The organism is Inquilinus sp. CA228 (assembly GCF_052078665.1).
In the GTDB taxonomy this organism is placed as follows: domain Bacteria; phylum Pseudomonadota; class Alphaproteobacteria; order DSM-16000; family Inquilinaceae; genus Inquilinus.
Map to the genome: position 1 here is coordinate 19845 of NZ_JBQJIK010000017.1, position 16744 is coordinate 36588.

Here is a 16744-nt window from a genome sequence, read left to right on the forward strand (position 1 = left end):
ACCGTCGCCAGCGCCGAGGTGTCGTTCAAGGTCGAGGACAAGGACGGCGACTTCACCGACAAGGTCGACCAGCGCTCGAAGCTGATGTTCGACACCATCCGCGGCATGACCGGCTGGGTGTCGACCAACCCGACCACCAAGACCCAATGGGTCTACCAATACCAGCCGAACTTCTGCAGCTGACCGAAACGGCGGGCCGGATGCGGAACATCCGGCCCGCTTCGTATCAAATTGTGCGATGCAGCATTCCTGAGACAATTCGCGACAATCCCCGACCGGCCCCGACACAGTTCCGAGACAACCGGCCCGCACTCTGCGCTCCAGGCCATATGGAGCGCAGGCATGGGACGCCCGGTGATTCGGACGTTGGCGGGAGTTGTGGCACTGGCCCTGGTCGGCGGGCTGGCCGGGCTGGGATGGCAGGCGTCGCGGAGCACCGCGGCGACGCCGGCCCAGGCGGCCATGCGGCCGGCCCCCAGCGTGATCGTGTCGCCGCCGCTGCTGCGGCGGGTGGTCGACCAGCGGGAATATGCGGGCCGGTTCGAGCCGACCGCGAGCGTCGAGATCCGCGCCCGGGTCTCCGGCTACCTGCAGACGATCGGCTTCGAGGACGGCCACATCGTGCAGGCCGGCCAGACCCTGTTCACCATCGACCCCCGCCCCTACCAGGCCGCGGTCGCCGAGGCCCAGGCGCAGCTGTCCAGCGCCCGGGCGCAGCGCGACCTGTCCGATCTGGAGCTGCGCCGGGCCGAGCAGCTGGCCGGCACCGCCGCCGTCTCGCGCTCCACGCTGGACCAGCGCCGGCAGCAGAAGCAGGGGGCCGACGCCGCCTTCGAGCTGGCCCAGGCCGGGCTGACCCGGGCGCAGCTGGACCTCGACTTCACCGAGATCAAGGCGCCGATCAGCGGCCGGGTGTCGAACCGGCGGGTCGATGCCGGCAGCCTGGTGTCCGACACCGGCACCCTGCTGACCACCTTGGTCGCGCTCGACCCGATCTACTTCGTCTTCGACATGAGCGAGCGCGACTTCGTCGCCTATGAGCGAGCGGTGAAGTCGGGCGACCTGCGGCCGATCCGGGACCGCGACGTGCCGATCGAGGTGCGGCTGCAGGACGATGAGGGCTGGCCCTATCAGGGCACGATGAGCTTCGTCGACAACCGGCTGGAGAGCGGCGCCGGCACCATCCGCGCCCGCGCCGTGCTGGCCAATGCCGACCTGTTCATCACCCCCGGCCAGTTCGGCCGGCTGCGCCTGGCATCGTCCGGCGAGCGCGACGCCCTGCTGGTGCCGGAGACGGCGCTGCTGACCGACCAGGCCAGCCGCATCGTCATGACGGTGGCCGAGGACGACACGCTGCGGGCCACGCCGGTCCGCCTCGGCGCTCGCCTGCCGGGCGGCCTGCGCGTGGTCGAAAGCGGGCTGCGGCCGCAGGACCGGGTGGTGATCAACGGCCTGCTGCGCGCCCGCGCCGGCCAGAAGGTGGCGCCGCAGCCCGGCGAGATCGCGCCGGCCGCCACCGCGCTGATCAACTGAGCCGACGACCATGCGCCTGCCCCATCTCTGCATCGAGCGGCCGATCCTGGCGACGGTGATGTCCGTCCTGATCGTCCTGATCGGCATCGCCGGCTATCTCACCCTGCCGCTGGCCCAGTACCCCGAGATCACGCCGCCCACCGTCGTCGTCCGCGCCCAGTATCCCGGCGCCTCGGCGGAGGTGGTCAGCAGCACCGTCGCCGTGCCGATCGAGCAGGAGATCAACGGCGTCGAGAACATGCTGTACATGTCGTCGCAGTCCACCGGCGACGGCCAGCTCAGCATCACCGTCACCTTCACCCTCGGCACCGACCTCGACGAGGCGCAGGTGCTGGTGCAGAACCGGGTGGCGGTGGCCGAGCCGCGGCTGCCGGAGGAGGTCCGCCGCCTCGGCGTGACGGTGCGGAAATCGTCGCCGGACATCCTGCTGGTGGTGCAGCTGTTCTCGCCGGATGGCTCGCGCGCGCCGCTTTACCTCTCGAACTACGCCACGCTGCGGATCCGCGACGCGCTGCTGCGGGTCGACGGCGTCGGCGACGTCCGCATGCCCACGGCCCGCGACTATGCCATCCAGGTCTGGCTCGACCCCGACGCGGTGGCCGCCCGCAACCTGACCGCCGGCGAGGTGCTGGCGGCTTTGCGGGCCCAGAACGTCCAGGTCGCGGCCGGCGTGGTGAACCAGCCGCCGGTGGCGTCCGACGGCGCCTTCGAGCTGAATGTCGAGACGCTGGGGCGCCTGTCCGACCCCGCCGAGTTCGAGAACATCATCGTCAAGACCGACGCCGATGGCCGCGTCACCCGGATCCGCGACCTTGCCCGGGTCGAGCTGACGGCGCAGAGCTTCCGCGGCGGCGCCCTGTTCGACGGGCGCATCTCGCAGCCGATCCAGGTGTTCCAGCAGCCCGGGTCGAACGCGCTGGAGACGGCCGACCGCGTGGTCGCGGCGATGGCGCAGCTGGGCCGCAGCCTGCCGGCCGGCGTCGACTACGCCATCCCGTTCAACCCGACCCGGTTCATCGCCGAGTCGGTCAGCGAGGTCTACAAGGCGATCCTCGAGGCCATCGCGCTGGTCGTGCTGGTGGTGATCCTGTTCCTGCACAGCTGGCGGGCGGCGATCATCCCGATCCTGGCGATCCCGATCTCGCTGATCGGCACCTTCGCCGTGATGGCCGGGCTGGGCTATTCGCTGAACAATCTGTCCCTGCTCGGGCTGGTGCTGGCCATCGGCATCGTCGTCGACGACGCCATCGTGGTGGTCGAGAATGTCGAGCGGCACCTGCGCGCCGGCCTGTCGCCGAAGCAGGCGGCGCACAAATCGATGGAGGAGATCAGCGGCGCGCTGATCGCCATCGCCCTGGTGCTGTGCGCGGTGTTCGTGCCGGCGGCGATGATGTCCGGCATCTCCGGCCGGTTCTTCCGCCAGTTCGCGGTGACCATCGCCGCGGCCACCGCGATCTCCGCCTTCGTGTCGCTGACCCTGAGCCCGGCCCTGTGCGCCCTGCTGCTGCGGCCGCACAGCGATCACGCCGCCAGACCGCGCAACCCGTTGCTGCGCGGCCTGGCCGCCGGCGCCCGCGGCTTCAATGCCGGCTTCGACCGGCTGTCGCTCGGCTATGGCGGGTTGACCCGCCGGCTGCTGCGCGTCGGCCTGCTGATGCTGGTCGCCTATGCCGGGCTGCTGGGCCTGACCGGCTGGCAGTTCAGCCGGGCACCGACCGGCTTCATCCCGGTGATGGACCAGGGCTATTTCCTGACCGCGGTGCAGCTGCCGCCCGGCGCCGCCCTGGTCCGCACCGACCTGGCGATGAAGGCCGTCTCCGACCGGCTGGACGCGACCCCGGGCGTGGCCCACACGGTCTCGATCGCCGGGCTGGACGGCGCCACCTTCACCAACGCGTCGAACAGCGGCGTCGTCTTCGCCATCCTCGAGCCCTATGAGGCGCGGGCGGGGCGCGGCCAGACCGTCGACCGGATCATCGCCGACCTGACCGCCCGCCTGGCCGATGTGCCGGAGGCGCGGGTGATCCCGATCAAGCCGCCCTCGGTCCGCGGCATGGGCAACACCGGCGGCTTCAAGCTGATGGTCGAGGACCTGGCCGGCGGCACGCCGGAGGAGCTGGAGGCGGCGGTGCGCCAGGTCGTGGCCGCGGCCGGCCAGTCGCCCGAATTCGCCAATGTGTTCAGCCCGTTCAACACGGCGACGCCGAAGCTGTACGCCGATATCGACCGGGTGAAGGCGGAGATGCTGGGCGTGCCCGCATCCCGGGTGTTCGAGACGCTCGAGATCTATCTCGGCTCGGCCTATGTGAACGACTTCAACCTGCTGGGCCGCACCTTCCAGGTCCGGGCCCAGGCCGACGCCCGGTTCCGCCAGGACCCGGCGGCGCTGGAGGGGCTGAAGACCCGCAGCGACTCCGGCGCCATGGTGCCGATCGGGTCGGTCGCGACCTTCGAGGAGCGGGCCGGCGCCTACCGCATCCCGCGCTACAACCTGTACCCCGCGGCCGAGGTCCAGGGCGCCGCGGCGGCCGGCGTCTCCACCGGCACCGCGCTGGACCGGATGGAGCAGATCGCGGCCGAGGCCCTGCCCGACGGCTACGGCTTCGAATGGACCGAGGTGGCGCTGCAGGAGCGGCTGGCCGACACCAGCGCCCTGCTGATCTTCGCGGCCTCGGCGGTGTTCGTCTTCCTGCTGCTGGCGGCGCTGTACGAAAGCTGGACCCTGCCGCTGTCGGTGGTCCTGATCGTGCCGATGTGCCTGCTGGCGGCGCTGACCGGCCTCCTGGCCGCCGCCATGGACGTCAACATCCTGGCGCAGATCGGCTTCGTGGTGCTGATCGGGCTGGCCGCCAAGAACGCGATCCTGATCGTCGAGTTCGCGCGCCAGGCCGAGGCGGCGGGCGCCGACCGGTTCGCGGCCGCGATCGAGGCGGCGCGGGTGCGGCTGCGGCCGATCGTGATGACCTCGCTGGCCTTCATCCTGGGCGTGGTGCCGCTGGTGCTGGCCACCGGCGCCGGGGCGGAGATGCGCCAGTCGCTGGGCGTGGTGGTGTTCTTCGGGATGATCGGCGTCACCGCCTTCGGCCTGATCTTCACCCCCGCCTTCTATGTCGCCTGCCGCGGGCTGGAGCAGGCGGCCGGGCGCCTGGCCGGCCGCGCCGCCGTGCCGTCGCTGCAGGAGGGCCGTGAATGAGCACGGATGTGATGACCGCCGCCGCGCCCAGGGCCGCCACCGGGCGCTACACCACCCCGGCGCAATGGCTGCACTGGGTCTCCGCGGCGCTGATGCTCGCCGTCCTGGTCCTGGCCTGGGTGATGGAAAGCCTGCCGAACGGCGACGCCTCGCGCGCCACCGTGGTCATGCTGCACAAATCGGTCGGGCTGACGATCCTGGGCCTGACCGCCGTTCGGCTGGTCTGGCGGGCGATCCACCCGCCGCCGCCCACGGCACGGTGGGCGGCCTGGGAGTCGATGGCGGCCACGGCGAGCCATTGGCTGCTGTACCTGGTCCTGCTGGCGATGCCGCTCAGCGGCTATCTGATGTCCGCCGGCCGCGGCCGCGCCATCCCGTATTTCGGCCTGTTCGAGGTGCCGCTGCTGACCCCGGCGACCGACGCGATCTGGCGGATCGGCAGCACCGTGCATTGGGCGGGGCAATGGGCGCTTTACGCCCTCGTCGCCCTGCACATCGCCGCGGCGGTCTGGCACGTCGCCGTCCGACGCGACGGCACGCTGGACCGGATGCTGCCGGAGCAGACCGGCGGGTAATCGGTCGACTTCAAACTGACCTTCGAACTATTGATCCGTCATGGCGAGGAGCGAAGCGACGTGGCCATCCAGGGGCCGGTGCGAGCGGCCCTGGATGGCCACGCCCCTTCGGGGCTCGCCATGACGGAGAGGAACCGGAGAGTCGATCTCGAGGACTGCTGGAATGACCCCGGACCTCAGGGCCCATACCGGCGCCGCGCCTCGATCGCCAGGCCGACCCCGACCGCGCCGAAGCTGTCCCCCTCCACCACCCGGGCGGCCGGCGCCTCGGCCAGCGCCGCTGCGCGGAAGGCCGGCAACAGGGCCGAGCCGCCGGTCAGGAACACGGCGTCGAGCCGGTCCGGGGTGAGGCCGGCCGCCTGGATGCAGCGCCGGATCAGCGCCGACAGCCGGGCGACGGCGTCGCCGATCGCCGCATCCAGCACCGCCCGGCCGGCGCGCAGCCCGAGCTTGGGCTCGACCAGGCGCAGGTCGATCACAGTCGGGTCCTGGCTGCCGAGCGTGATCTTCGCCGCCTCGACCCGCAGCGCCAGGCTGTGGCCGAGATTGCCCTCCAGCACCCGCAGCAGCCGGTCGAATTTCTGGGGATCGCGCGATTCCCGGCGCACGTCGCGCACCTCCGCCACCACCTTGGGGGCGTAGAGCGCGTTGATCCGGCTCCAGGTCGCCAGCATGTGGAAGTAGCGGCTGGGCGCCACCGCACCCTGGCGCTTCATCTTGGTGCCCAGGCCCAGCGCCGGCATCACCGTGGCCAGGCTGAACAGCCGGTCGACATCGGTGCCGCCCAGCCGGATGCCGTCATTGGCCAGGATGTCGGCCGCCCGCTCCGGCAGCGCCTTGCGCAGCGGCCCCAGCCGGACGATCGAGATGTCGGAGGTGCCGCCGCCGATGTCGACGATCAGGGCCACCTCCTCCCGGTCCAGCCCGGCCTCATAGGCGCGCGCGGCGGCGATCGGCTCGTATTCGAAGGACACCTCGGCGAAACCGGCCTCGCGCGCGATCCCCTGCAGCGTATCCTGGGCGGCGCGGTCGCCGGCCGGGTCGTCATCGACGAAATGCACCGGCCGGCCATGCACCACCCGCTCCAGCGCATGGCCGCAGGCGGCCTCGGCGCGCGCCTTCATCTCGGCCAGGAAGATCCCGATCACCTGCTTGAAGCCGATGCGCTCGCGCCCGACCCAGGTGTCCTCCTCGATTAGCGGCGTGCCGAGCACGGATTTGATCGAGCGCATCAGCCGCCCGTCCAGGCTGTCGACATAGGAGTCGATGGCCGAACGGCCGAAGCGCGGCGCGCCGCCGACCAGGTCGAACCAGATGGCGCTGGGCAGCGTGGTCGCCGAGTCCTCGAGCGGCAACAGCCGCGCGCCCTGCGAATCGACGATGCCGAGGGTCGAGTTCGAGGTGCCGAAATCCAGGCCGCAGACCGCCATCTCCGCCTCCGCCGCGCAACGCCGAAAAGCCCCGGGTCCGGTCGGACGGGGCTGGGAAAGGGCGGCGCTTTTAGCGCATGTGGAGATCGAGGGGAAGGGGCCGCGGCGGCGTCACGCCGTCGCGGTGCCCTGCAGGTCGAACGCCTCCGCCACCAGCTCGTAGCTGCGCAGCCGGGCGGCGTGGTCGTGGATCATGCTGGTGATCATCACCTCGCTGGCCACGGTCTCGCCGGCCAGGCGCTCGATCTCGGCCTTCACCGTCTCCGGCGTGCCGACGATCTGGTTGCGGCGCGAGGTCTCGGCGACGCGCTTCTCCTCCGGCGTGTAGGGGTAGGACAGCGCCTCCTCCGGGCTCGGCAGCGGGCTTGGCCGGTTGCTGCGCAGCCGCACCCAGGACAGCTGGTGCGGCGCCGCCAGCCGCTCGGCCTCCGCCGCGTCCTCGGCGCAGTAGACCGAGACGGTCAAGATCGAATGCGGTGCCTGCATCGCCGGCGAGGGCTGGAAGTTCGTCCGGTACAGATGCATCGCCGGCATGGTGTATTGCGGGCTGAAATGATGGGCGAAGGCGAAGCCGACGCCGATATGGGCGGCGAAGCGGGCGCCGAAATCGCTGGAACCGAGCATCCAGACCGGCGGCAGCGGCACATCCTCCGGCACCGCTCGGACGGCCCGGAAAGCGTGGTCCGCCGGGAAGGTGCCGTCGGCGAAGGCGCGCATCTCGGCAAATTGCTCGGTGAAGTCGTCGGCGACGAGGGCGTCGCGCGACCGGCGCATCGCCAGCGCCGTCAGCTGGTCCGAGCCCGGAGCGCGGCCGAGGCCGAGGTCGATCCGGCCCGGATGCAGCGATTCCAGCATCTTGAAGGCCTCGACCACCCGCAGCGGCGCGTGGTTCGGCAGCATCACCCCGCCGGAACCGACGCGGATCCGCTGCGTCACCTGGGCGACATGGCCGATCAGCACCTCCGGCGCGGTCGAGGCGACGCCGGGGATCGAGTGGTGCTCGGCCACCCAGTAGCGGGTGAAGCCCAGCCGATCGGTCAGCCGGGCAAGATCGAGCGAGTTGCGGACGGCCTGGCCGGGCTGGGAGCCGGAGGCGATCGGCGCGAGGTCGAGGACCGAGAGCGGCAATGTCATCTCCTGAACTTTGGCGGCCGCGGCCCCGGTTCAAGGCGCGAGGCGATCCGGCACGGCTGCGCCGGCCGCATGGCGGTCACCCGCAGTGGACGCCCGACGGCTGTGGACACGGGCGAGACTCGGGCCGGGCGCAAAGTCCCGAATTCAATCTTTACGGCCTCTGCGGGTAGGACAGCCGCCGCCCTGGAACCGTAGGAGTGACAGAGATGAAGCCAGAACATGCCCCGCGCCGCGCGATCATCCGGGATTGGATGACACTGCCGCGCGAGCAGCGGCAATCGGTGGAGCAGGCCGCCGCCTTCGCGGCGCGGTCGGCCGCGGCGCGCGACTTCCACTGCGTCGGCGACCGTTCGGCCAGGATCCTGGTCTGGCTGAAGCCCCGCATCGGCCGGTCCTGATCGGGGGCGTCAGGCCCCTGCCCCGCGGCGCGCCGCCACGCCCGGCGCGACCGCGCAGAGCAGTTCGAACATCAGGGTCGCCCCGGTCACGGCGGTCAGGCCCGACGGATCGAAGGGCGGCGCGACCTCGACCAGGTCGGCGCCGACCAGGTCCAGCCCGGCCAGGCGGCGCACCATGCGCTGCGCCTCGCGGGTGGTGATGCCGCCGATCTCCGGCGTGCCGGTGCCCGGCGCCATCGAGGGGTCGATCGCATCGATGTCGAAGGTCGCATAGACGGGCCCGGCGCCGAGGATCTCCAGCGCCTCGTCCATCACGTCGTCGGGGCCGCGGCGGTCGAACTCCTCGATGAAGACCATGCGGATGCCGCAGGCCTTGGCGAAGTCATAGTTGCCGGCATCGGAGATCGAGCCGCGCAGCCCGATCTGGACCATCCGCTTCGGGTCGACCAGCCCCTCCTCGATGGCCCGGCGGAACGGCGTGCCGTGGTTGTAGGGGTTGCCGAAGAAGCTGTCATACGTGTCGGAGTGGGCGTCGAACTGAATCAGCCCGACCGGGTGGCCCGTGGCCAGGCCGCGCAGGATCGGCAGCGACACCAGATGGTCGCCGCCGGCCGAGACCGGCACCGCGCCGGCCTCGCGCAGATCGGCGTAGAAGCCGGCGATCGACTCCAGCGACTTTGCCAGGTTGATCGGGTCGACCGGGGCGTCGCCGCAATCGCCGACCCGCGCCAGGTCGTAGGGCGAGACGCCGGTGACGTGGTGCACCCGGCGCATCAGGCTGGACTGGTTGCGCAGCTCGCGCGGGCCGTGCCGGGCCCCGGCGCGGTTGGTGACGCCGCCGTCGAACGGCACGCCGACCAGGGCGATGTCGACCTCGGCCGGCGTCGCCACCGGCAGGCGCATGAAGGTCGGGATGCCGGCGAAGCGCGGCACCTGGCCCGAATCCAGCGGCTCGAACTTGCCCACCAAGCCCACCTCCCGATCATCCCCGCCCGCCCCGGCGCTGGGCCGGAGCGGGCGGTCCGGCTCAGACGTTCAGCAGCAGGTTCTCGCGTTCCCAGGAGCTGATGACGCGGTGATAGGCGTCGTACTCCTTGTTCTTCACCCACCACACCGCGTCGACCAGCTTCTCGCCCAGCACCTCGCGCAGCGGGCGCGAGGCGGAGAACTTGTTGAGGCTGTCATAGAGGTGGCGCGGCAGGGTGAAGGCCAGGCGCTTGGCCGAGCCCTCGACCGGATTCGACGGCTGCATCTCGTTGACGATGCCGAGATAGCCGCAGGCCAGCGAGGCCGCGAACATCAGATACGGGTTGCAGTCGGCGCCGGCGACCCGGTTCTCGACCCGCTTGGCCTGCGGCTCGTCGATCGGCACGCGGAAGCCGACGGTGCGGTTGTCCATGCCCCAATGGACGTTGATCGGCGCGTCGCTCTCGGGGTCGAGGCGGCGGTACGAGTTCACGTTCGGCGCGAACAGCGGCATCGCCGCCGGCACGAATTTCTGCAGCCCGGCGATATAGGACAGGAACAGGTCGCTGTTGCCGCCGTCCTTGGTGGCGAACAGATTCCGGCCGGTCTTGGCGTCGTTCACGCTCTGGTGCAGATGCATGGCGCTGCCGGGCTCGTTCTGCAACGGCTTGGCCATGAAGGTGGCGTAGACGTCGTGGCGCATCGCCGTCTCGCGCACCGTGCGCTTGAAAATCAGCACCTGGTCGGCGAGGTCGAGCGGGTCGCCATGGTTGAAGTTGATCTCGATCTGCGCCGCCCCGGCCTCATGCGCCAGGGTGTCGACGTCGAGGCCCATCGCCTCGCAGTGATCGTAGATCTCCTCGAAGATCGGGTCGAATTCGTTGACCGCGTCGATGCCGTAGGACTGGCGCCCGGTCTCCGGCCGGCCGGACCGGCCGATCGGCGGCTCCAGCGGGTAGTCCGGGTCGATGTTCTTCTTGACCAGGTAGAATTCGAGCTCCGGCGCCACCAGGGGCTTCCAGCCCTTCGCCTCGTACAGCTTCAGCACCCGCCGCAGCACGTGGCGGCAGGACAGCTCGCAGGGACTGCCGTCGACATATTCCGCGTCGCAGATCACCTGCGCCGTCGGCTCCTCGTACCAGGGCACGATCCGGATCGTCTCTCGGTCGGGCACCATGTAGATGTCGATGTCGGCCGCATTGGTGACGTCGTCGTCGGGGTATTCCCCGGTCACCGTCTGCATGAAGATCGATTCCGGGATTCGCATCCCGCGGGTCTTCAGGCCCTTGATGAACTTCTCGGCGGGCAGGATCTTACCCCGGGCGATCCCGTTGATGTCCGGGACCAGGCACTCGACTTCGGTCACGCCATGGTCGTGAATGAAGTCCACCATTTTTTGCATAGATCATGGCCAGCCCCTTTAGGCGGACCCCGCTTCTCGTTTCAGCCGGGTCACCATAGCCGAGCCCCCCGGGGGGGTGGGAAGCGGAAACGGGCGGCGACATACCCGCCCCGACTCGGCCCGGCTTGACACTTCCAGGCCGCCTGCGAGGATGAAAGCCTCTCGGCAACAATTGCGTGACCAAATGCATGAACACACATCGAACGACATCGTAAGGAATTTCCGCGCGCAATTTCCTGACATCACCCACATCGACGCCCTGGTCTGCGACACGTGCGGCGTCCTGCGCGGCAAGAAGGTTCCCGTCACCGCCCTGGACAGGATCTTCCGTGATGGCCTGACCTTCCCCGGCTCCCTCTTCGCCACCGACATCACCGGCGAAACGGTCGAAGAGACCGGCCTCGGCTTCGCCGATGGCGACGCGGACCGCGACTGCTTCCCCGTCCCGCACACCCTCGACCCCGTGCCCTGGCTGTCGCGCCCGACCGGCCAGGTGCTGCTGGCGATGCAGGACCTCGACGGCTCCCCCTTCTTCGCCGATCCGCGCACCGTCCTGGCCAACATCGTCCAGCGCCTGCGCGACGACGGGCTGCACCCGGTGGTGGCGGTGGAGCTGGAATTCTACCTGGTCGACCGCAAGCGCGGCGAGGACGGGCGGCCGCGGCCGCCGGTGTCGCCGATCAGCGGCAAGCGGCAGGACACCACCCAGGTCTACGGCATCGACGAGCTGTACGATTTCAACGACCTGCTGCACGAGATCTACGACACCTGCGTGGCGCAGGGCATCCCGGTCGACAGCCTGGTCTCGGAATATGCCCCCGGGCAGTACGAGATCAATCTGCGCCATGTCGACGATCCGCTCGAGGCCTGCGACGACGCGGTCCTGTTCAAGCGCGTGGTCAAATCGGTGGCGGCCAAGCACGGGGTCGAGGCGACCTTCATGGCCAAGCCCTACCCGGACCAGGCCGGCAGCGGCTTCCACATCCATATGAGCCTGCTGGACGCGGCCGGCGCGAGCCTGTTCGCCGCCGAGGACCCGCACGGCACCCCGATGCTGCGCCACGCCATCGGCGGGCTCGGCGCCACCATGGCCGAGGGCATGGCGGTGTTCGCCCAGAACCAGAACGCCTTCCGCCGGTTCCAGCCGAACTCCTACGTCCCGCACGCGCCGACCTGGGCCGCCAACAACCGCAGCGTGTCGCTGCGCATCCCGCCGGGCAAGCCGAAGGACCGCCGGGTCGAGCACCGCGTCGCCGGCGCCGACAGCAACCCCTATCTGGTGGTGGCGGCGGTGCTGGCCGGGGCGCATCACGGCATCAAGCGGCAGATCGACCCGGGCCCCCCGGTCCAGGGCAACGCCTACGACAAGATCGAGTCGACCCTGACCCCGTCCTGGATCGTGGCGCTGGAGCAGCTCGACGGCTCGGCCTTCTTCAACGAGTATTTCGGCCGCCGATTCCTCGACGTCTACCTGGCCCTGAAATGGGCCGAGCGGGACAAGTTCTTCTCCCAGATCAGCCAGCTCGAATACGACTGGTACCTGAGCAAGGTCTGAGAATCAGGCGCGGCTGCGACGTTCCTGGCTGGCTTCTGCCGGCCGGGACTGCCGCCGCTTCGGCGCCTCCGGCGGCGGGGCAGCGGCCGGCTCGGCCGGGCGGCGCTGCCGCTTGGCCACAGCAGTCTTGCGGGCGTGCACATAGATCTCGAGCAGCTCCGCCAGCCGCTCCTCATTGCCGGCGGTCATCTCCGCGCGGGTCGCGAAGGCCAGCTCCCGCGCGTCGTGCTCGCCCAGCTGGGTGATCGAATACTTCTTCTGGCGGCGCACGCCGTCCTGCGTCCAATAGGCGGTCCAGAAGGCGGAGGTCCCGCCGGGGCGGACATAGCGCGCGACCCCCGGGATGCCGTGCGGCGTGTTCCGGCGTGGCAGCAGCCGCGTCCGCAGCGACCGGATCTCCTGGTGATCGGGCAGATGCTCCAGCGCGAAGGCCTCGGCGGCGACCTTCGCCTTCTTCGAGGATCCGCCATGGGCCAGGTCGGAAAAGAACCTGCGCGTGTGCCGCCCGGCGACCGAATACCGCACGAGCCAACCGAGCATTCGCTTTGCGGGGTTGTCAATCCGGCTGACGCGCATCGAGATCTCCATGTTGATCATGAGATACTGACACAGCGCGCACCGCTTTTGCAGCAGTTGTCGAGGCATTAACCATTTGTATGATTCCGGCAGCGCCGGATCCGCCGCCCGGGCGGGACTCCCGACCGGAATCCTTCGAGGAGAAGCGAATGCTGGAGCTGCGACCGAACTGCGAATGCTGCGACAAGGATCTGCCGCCCGACTCGCGGGAGGCAATGATCTGCAGTTTCGAATGTACCTTCTGCGCCGGCTGCGCCGAGACGGTGCTGGGCAGCCGCTGTCCGAATTGCGGCGGCGGCTTCGCCCCGCGCCCGATCCGGCCGCCGGCGGCGCTGGCCCGCCACCCCGCCTCGACCGTGCGTGTGCTCAAGCCGGAGGGATGCCGGCCGGCCGGCTGAGTCCGGGATCGATTTCCGGGGTGCGGCAACGACGATCACAACGCCGGTCGACAGGAGGCCTGCGTCCGGGTTTTAATTGTTATGATATAACATTGAAATCATCGGACGAGAGCCATGCCAGACCAGCCGCACCAGACCCTCGAACAGATCGCCCCCGGCGTCCACACCCCGGCCGGCTTCACCCGCGCGACCGGCGAGATCCGCCGCCTGATGGCCGAGTTGGAGGCCGTCGGCCTGTCCCCGGCCGCTTTGGCCTCGGCGCTGTTGACCGAAGCGATGCCGCGCCTGGTGGCCGTGCACGGCACGTCGCGCTGCGCCGAGCTGCTCGGCTCGCTGGCGCTCGGGCTGCGGCTGGACGAGGCCGCGGCCGTCCCCGCCCCGCGCCGGTGGGTGTCGTGACCATGCGGCCGGACGCCCGCCTGCCCGTCACCGTCCTGTCCGGCTTCCTCGGCGCCGGCAAGACGACGCTGCTGAACCACATCCTGCGCAACCGCGAGGGACGCCGGGTCGCCGTCATCGTCAACGACATGAGCGAGGTGAACATCGACGCCGAGCTGGTTCGCGCCGGCGGCGCCGATCTCAGCCGCACCAGCGAGACCCTGGTCGAGATGACCAATGGCTGCATCTGCTGCACCCTGCGCGACGACCTGCTGCGCGAGGTCCGCCACCTGGCCGAGCAGGGCCGCTTCGACTGCCTGGTGATCGAATCGACCGGCATCTCCGAGCCGCTGCCGGTGGCCGCGACCTTCGACTTCCGAGATGAGGACGGCGCCTCGCTGGGCGACGTCGCCCGCGTCGACACCATGGTGACGGTGGTTGACGCCGCCAACCTGCTGGCCGATTTCGGCTCGACCGATTTCCTGCGAGACCGCGGCGAGACCGCCGGCGACGGCGACGGCCGCACCCTGGTCGACCTGCTGGTCGACCAGATCGAGTTCGCCGACGTGGTGGTGATCAACAAGATCGACACGGCGACGCCGGAGCAGCGGCAGATGGTCCGCCGCATCGTCGCCGGGCTGAACCCGGAGGCGGCGATCGTCGAGGCGAATTTCGGCGCCGTCGCGCTCGATTCGATCCTCGGCACCGGCCGCTTCGACTTCGACCGGGCCCGCGAGCATCCGCTCTGGTTCAAGGAGCTGTACCAGTTCGCGGACCACAAGCCGGAGACGCTGGAATACGGTGTCGAGAGCTTTGTCTACCGGGCCCGCCGCCCGTTCCACCCGGCCCGGCTGCATGCCGCCTTCCAGCGGCCCTGGCCCGGGGTGATCCGCTCCAAGGGGCATTTCTGGCTGGCGACCCGGCCCGGCTGGGTCGGCGAGATGAGCCAGGCCGGCGCCGTGCTGCGGCACGAGGCGATCGGCTTCTGGTGGGCGGCGGTGCCGCGGGAGCGCTGGCCCCAGGACCCGGAGATGCGCGGCATGATCGAGGGCCGATGGGACCCGGTGTTCGGCGATCGGCGGCAGGAGCTGGTGTTCATCGGCATCGGCATGGACCAGGCGGCGATCCGGCGCGATCTCGACGCCTGCCTGCTCGACCCACCGGCGGCGGGCGGCTTCGACCCCACGGGCTGGGCCGACCTGCCCGATCCCTTCCCGGCCTGGCGCCGCGCGGCGTAGCCCGATCAGCTAGGCCGAGGCCCGCGACGGCGGCTCCGGCCGCCGGAGCCGTTGCTTCGCCGCGTAGAGCCTGGCGTCGGCCACGGTGGCCAGCCCCTGCTCGTCCTCCGCGTCCCCGGGCAGGAACGCCCAGCCGATGCTGGCACCGACCAAGACCGTGCCGGTGCCCACCGGGATCGGAACGGCCAGGGCCGCCCCGATCCGGCCGGCCAGAGCCTCGATCTCTCCGGCTTTCACCTCGCCGCCGATCACGGCGAATTCGTCGCCGCCGACCCGCGCCACCATCATGTGCGCGGGCAGAACCTGCGTCAGGCGCTCCGACAGGGCGCGCAGCACGGCATCGCCCGCCAGGTGGCCGTGCCCGTCATTGACCGCCTTGAAGCCGTCGAGATCGATCACCATCAGCACCGCGCCCGCCGACCGGCGGCGATAATCCGCGATCCGGTCGCGCAGCGCGGCGTCGAGCGCGTGCCGGTTCGCCAGCCCGGTCAGCGCGTCGTGATTGGCCATGTACTCGATCTTCTGCTCCAGCGCCTTGCGGGCCGAGACGTCCATGAAGGAGCCGACGATGCGCAGCGGCCGCCCGGCCTCGTCGCGCTCGACCGTCCGGCCTCGCGCCAGTTGCCAGATCCAGCCGCCGTCCGGGGCAGGCCAGCGATATTCGGCGACGCAGTCCGGGGACCGGCCGGCCAAGTGCTCCTCCAGCACCGCCACCGCCCTCTCACGGTCATCCGGATGGATCCGGCCCAGATAGTCGTCAAGCGGCCGCTGTGGGGCCTCCGTGGTGCGCTTGGCCAGCGAGCTCGAGTCGAGGGCAGACATCAGGCGGGACGGCACCTCGAGATCCCAGATGCCGTCATTGGTGCCCTCGAAGGCCAGGGCCAGCCGGTTCTCGCTTTCGGCCAGGCGCAGCTCGATCCGGCGGCGCGTCGACATGATGCTGGCGACCAGCACGGCGGCCAGCGCGATCAGGGCGACGGAGAGCCGGGTCGACAGCAGGATCCGCAGCGGGTCCTCGGCCAGCGTCTGCGACGGCAGCCGGTCGAGGCCGAGGCCGAGGGCCGCGAAGATCCACAGCCCGACCAGCGCCGCCATGACCGTGGTCGCGAAGATGCCGGCCCGCATCGCCGACCAGATCAGGGGCAGCAGCAGGTATCCGGTGGTGCCGATGCCGCCGGTGGCCACGCCCAGCGCCGCCATCAGGACCAGCAGGGCCACGGGACCCGCCAGCTCCGGCAGCTCCAGGCGGATGGCGCGGGAGAGCCAGCGGGCCGGCCAGGGCCGCGACGGCAGGGTCAGCGCCACCGGAAGCACCGCCGCCAGGGCGGCGATCTCCGACATCCACCAGGTCCCGGTGTTCAGCAGGATCGCCGGGTCGCCGCGCAGGGCGAAGCCGAGTGCCGAGACGATGCCGCCGGCCAGGGCCGCCACGACGCAGGCGACCCCGACGCGCAGCACCGCGGTGGGATGGGCGAGGTCCCGGTCCTGCGGCCGCAGCGGCGCCAACACGACCAGCCCTGCCGCAATCTCGGCGAGATTGGCCAGCAGCAGCACTGCCGCGAAATCGAGGTCGCGCCCGTAGCACAGGTCGGCCGCGACGAAGGCCACGGCCACCCCGGCCCAGCAGAGCGGGCTGCGGCGGGTGGAGCGGCGCAGGAACCAGCCGATCAAAGCGCCGTTCGCCGGCCAGAACAGGGCGAGCGGCTCCAGCCCCCGGGTGGCGATGCCGAGCACCGCCAGGACGAAGGTCAGGACCGCCGCCTCCACCACCTCGCGAATCTGCATGCGCACCGGCAAGGGCCACACCCCGGGGTCACGGTATATGGTCCTATTTTCACCCTTCGCTCCGGCCGCGACAAGCGAACAGCCGTCGGTGCTGCCTTGGGCTGGCGTCATGCGGGCAGGACATGACGGACCGGGCGTCCGCCCGGCTGGCCGCCCCGGTCCGGCCCGGGCTATTGAAGGCGG

The 16744-nt window shown here is 70.5% G+C and carries 15 protein-coding genes; 9 read left to right on the forward strand and 6 right to left on the reverse strand.

Translation table 11 applies throughout. From position 1 onward, the window contains the following. Nucleotides 1-18 precede the first annotated feature (18 nt). The 4 genes from ACTOWL_RS10405 to ACTOWL_RS10420 all read left to right on the forward strand — a co-directional run bounded on the left by ACTOWL_RS10405 (nucleotide 19) and on the right by ACTOWL_RS10420 (nucleotide 5301). A complete protein-coding gene (locus tag ACTOWL_RS10405; protein ID WP_441321152.1) occupies nucleotides 19-183 on the forward strand; it encodes a hypothetical protein in 165 nt (54 codons plus the stop codon). A gap of 159 nt (nucleotides 184-342) precedes the next feature. Further along, nucleotides 343-1533: an efflux RND transporter periplasmic adaptor subunit gene (locus tag ACTOWL_RS10410; RefSeq protein ID WP_441321153.1), complete on the forward strand. Its 1191-nt coding sequence runs from the start codon at nucleotides 343-345 to the stop codon at nucleotides 1531-1533. Nucleotides 1534-1543: 10 nt separating this feature from the next. Then, on the forward strand, nucleotides 1544-4726 hold the full coding sequence (locus ACTOWL_RS10415) for an efflux RND transporter permease subunit (protein WP_441321154.1): 3183 nt from the start codon (nucleotides 1544-1546) through the stop codon (nucleotides 4724-4726). Beyond that, entirely contained in the window at nucleotides 4723-5301 is a 579-nt protein-coding gene (locus ACTOWL_RS10420; protein WP_441321155.1) for a cytochrome b, read from the forward strand. The genes ACTOWL_RS10415 and ACTOWL_RS10420 overlap by 4 nt, the downstream gene beginning before the upstream one ends. 176 nt (nucleotides 5302-5477) lie before the next feature. On the opposite strand, the gene ACTOWL_RS10425 is transcribed toward ACTOWL_RS10420, so the two are convergent. Together ACTOWL_RS10425 and ACTOWL_RS10430 are read right to left on the reverse strand one after the other, a co-directional pair. Beyond that, on the reverse strand, nucleotides 5478-6731 hold the full coding sequence (locus ACTOWL_RS10425; protein WP_441321156.1) for an Hsp70 family protein: 1254 nt from the start codon (nucleotides 6729-6731) through the stop codon (nucleotides 5478-5480). Nucleotides 6732-6842: 111 nt separating this feature from the next. Next, entirely contained in the window at nucleotides 6843-7859 is a 1017-nt protein-coding gene (locus ACTOWL_RS10430; protein ID WP_441321157.1) for an LLM class flavin-dependent oxidoreductase, read from the reverse strand. A 212-nt stretch (nucleotides 7860-8071) separates the two neighbouring features. On the opposite strand from ACTOWL_RS10430, the gene ACTOWL_RS10435 reads away from it, so the two are divergent. Continuing rightward, on the forward strand, nucleotides 8072-8263 hold the full coding sequence (locus tag ACTOWL_RS10435) for a hypothetical protein (RefSeq protein WP_441321158.1): 192 nt from the start codon (nucleotides 8072-8074) through the stop codon (nucleotides 8261-8263). Between the two features lie 9 nt (nucleotides 8264-8272). Here ACTOWL_RS10435 and speB read toward each other — a convergent pair whose 3' ends face one another. Both speB and ACTOWL_RS10445 read right to left on the reverse strand, forming a co-directional pair. Beyond that, nucleotides 8273-9229 carry an agmatinase gene (speB, locus tag ACTOWL_RS10440; RefSeq protein ID WP_441321159.1) on the reverse strand — a complete coding sequence of 319 codons (957 nt, stop codon included), beginning with the start codon at nucleotides 9227-9229 and terminating at the stop codon, nucleotides 8273-8275. 61 nt (nucleotides 9230-9290) lie between these two features. Further along, nucleotides 9291-10631, reverse strand: a complete 1341-nt coding sequence (locus ACTOWL_RS10445; RefSeq protein WP_441321160.1) for a glutamine synthetase family protein — start codon at nucleotides 10629-10631, stop codon at nucleotides 9291-9293. Nucleotides 10632-10815: 184 nt separating this feature from the next. Here ACTOWL_RS10445 and ACTOWL_RS10450 point away from each other — a divergent pair, with 184 nt between their 5' ends. Further along, a complete protein-coding gene (locus tag ACTOWL_RS10450) occupies nucleotides 10816-12186 on the forward strand; it encodes a glutamine synthetase family protein (protein ID WP_441321161.1) in 1371 nt (456 codons plus the stop codon). 3 nt (nucleotides 12187-12189) lie between these two features. On the opposite strand, the gene ACTOWL_RS10455 is transcribed toward ACTOWL_RS10450, so the two are convergent. Continuing rightward, entirely contained in the window at nucleotides 12190-12726 is a 537-nt protein-coding gene (locus ACTOWL_RS10455; protein ID WP_441321162.1) for a hypothetical protein, read from the reverse strand. Between the two features lie 185 nt (nucleotides 12727-12911). Here ACTOWL_RS10455 and ACTOWL_RS10460 point away from each other — a divergent pair, with 185 nt between their 5' ends. The 3 genes from ACTOWL_RS10460 (at nucleotide 12912) to zigA (ending at nucleotide 14776) form a co-directional block, all read left to right on the forward strand. Beyond that, nucleotides 12912-13160 (forward strand): DUF1272 domain-containing protein, encoded by a 249-nt coding sequence (locus ACTOWL_RS10460; RefSeq protein ID WP_441321163.1) that lies wholly within the window; start codon nucleotides 12912-12914, stop codon nucleotides 13158-13160. Nucleotides 13161-13274: 114 nt separating this feature from the next. Next, nucleotides 13275-13559, forward strand: coding sequence for a hypothetical protein (locus tag ACTOWL_RS10465; protein ID WP_441321164.1), 285 nt, complete (start codon nucleotides 13275-13277; stop codon nucleotides 13557-13559). A gap of 2 nt (nucleotides 13560-13561) precedes the next feature. Next, complete coding sequence (gene zigA / locus ACTOWL_RS10470) at nucleotides 13562-14776, forward strand: zinc metallochaperone GTPase ZigA (protein WP_441321220.1); 1215 nt, start codon at nucleotides 13562-13564, stop codon at nucleotides 14774-14776. A gap of 9 nt (nucleotides 14777-14785) precedes the next feature. Here zigA and ACTOWL_RS10475 read toward each other — a convergent pair whose 3' ends face one another. Then, a complete protein-coding gene (locus ACTOWL_RS10475) occupies nucleotides 14786-16561 on the reverse strand; it encodes a diguanylate cyclase domain-containing protein (protein ID WP_441321165.1) in 1776 nt (591 codons plus the stop codon). Nucleotides 16562-16744 lie beyond the last annotated feature (183 nt).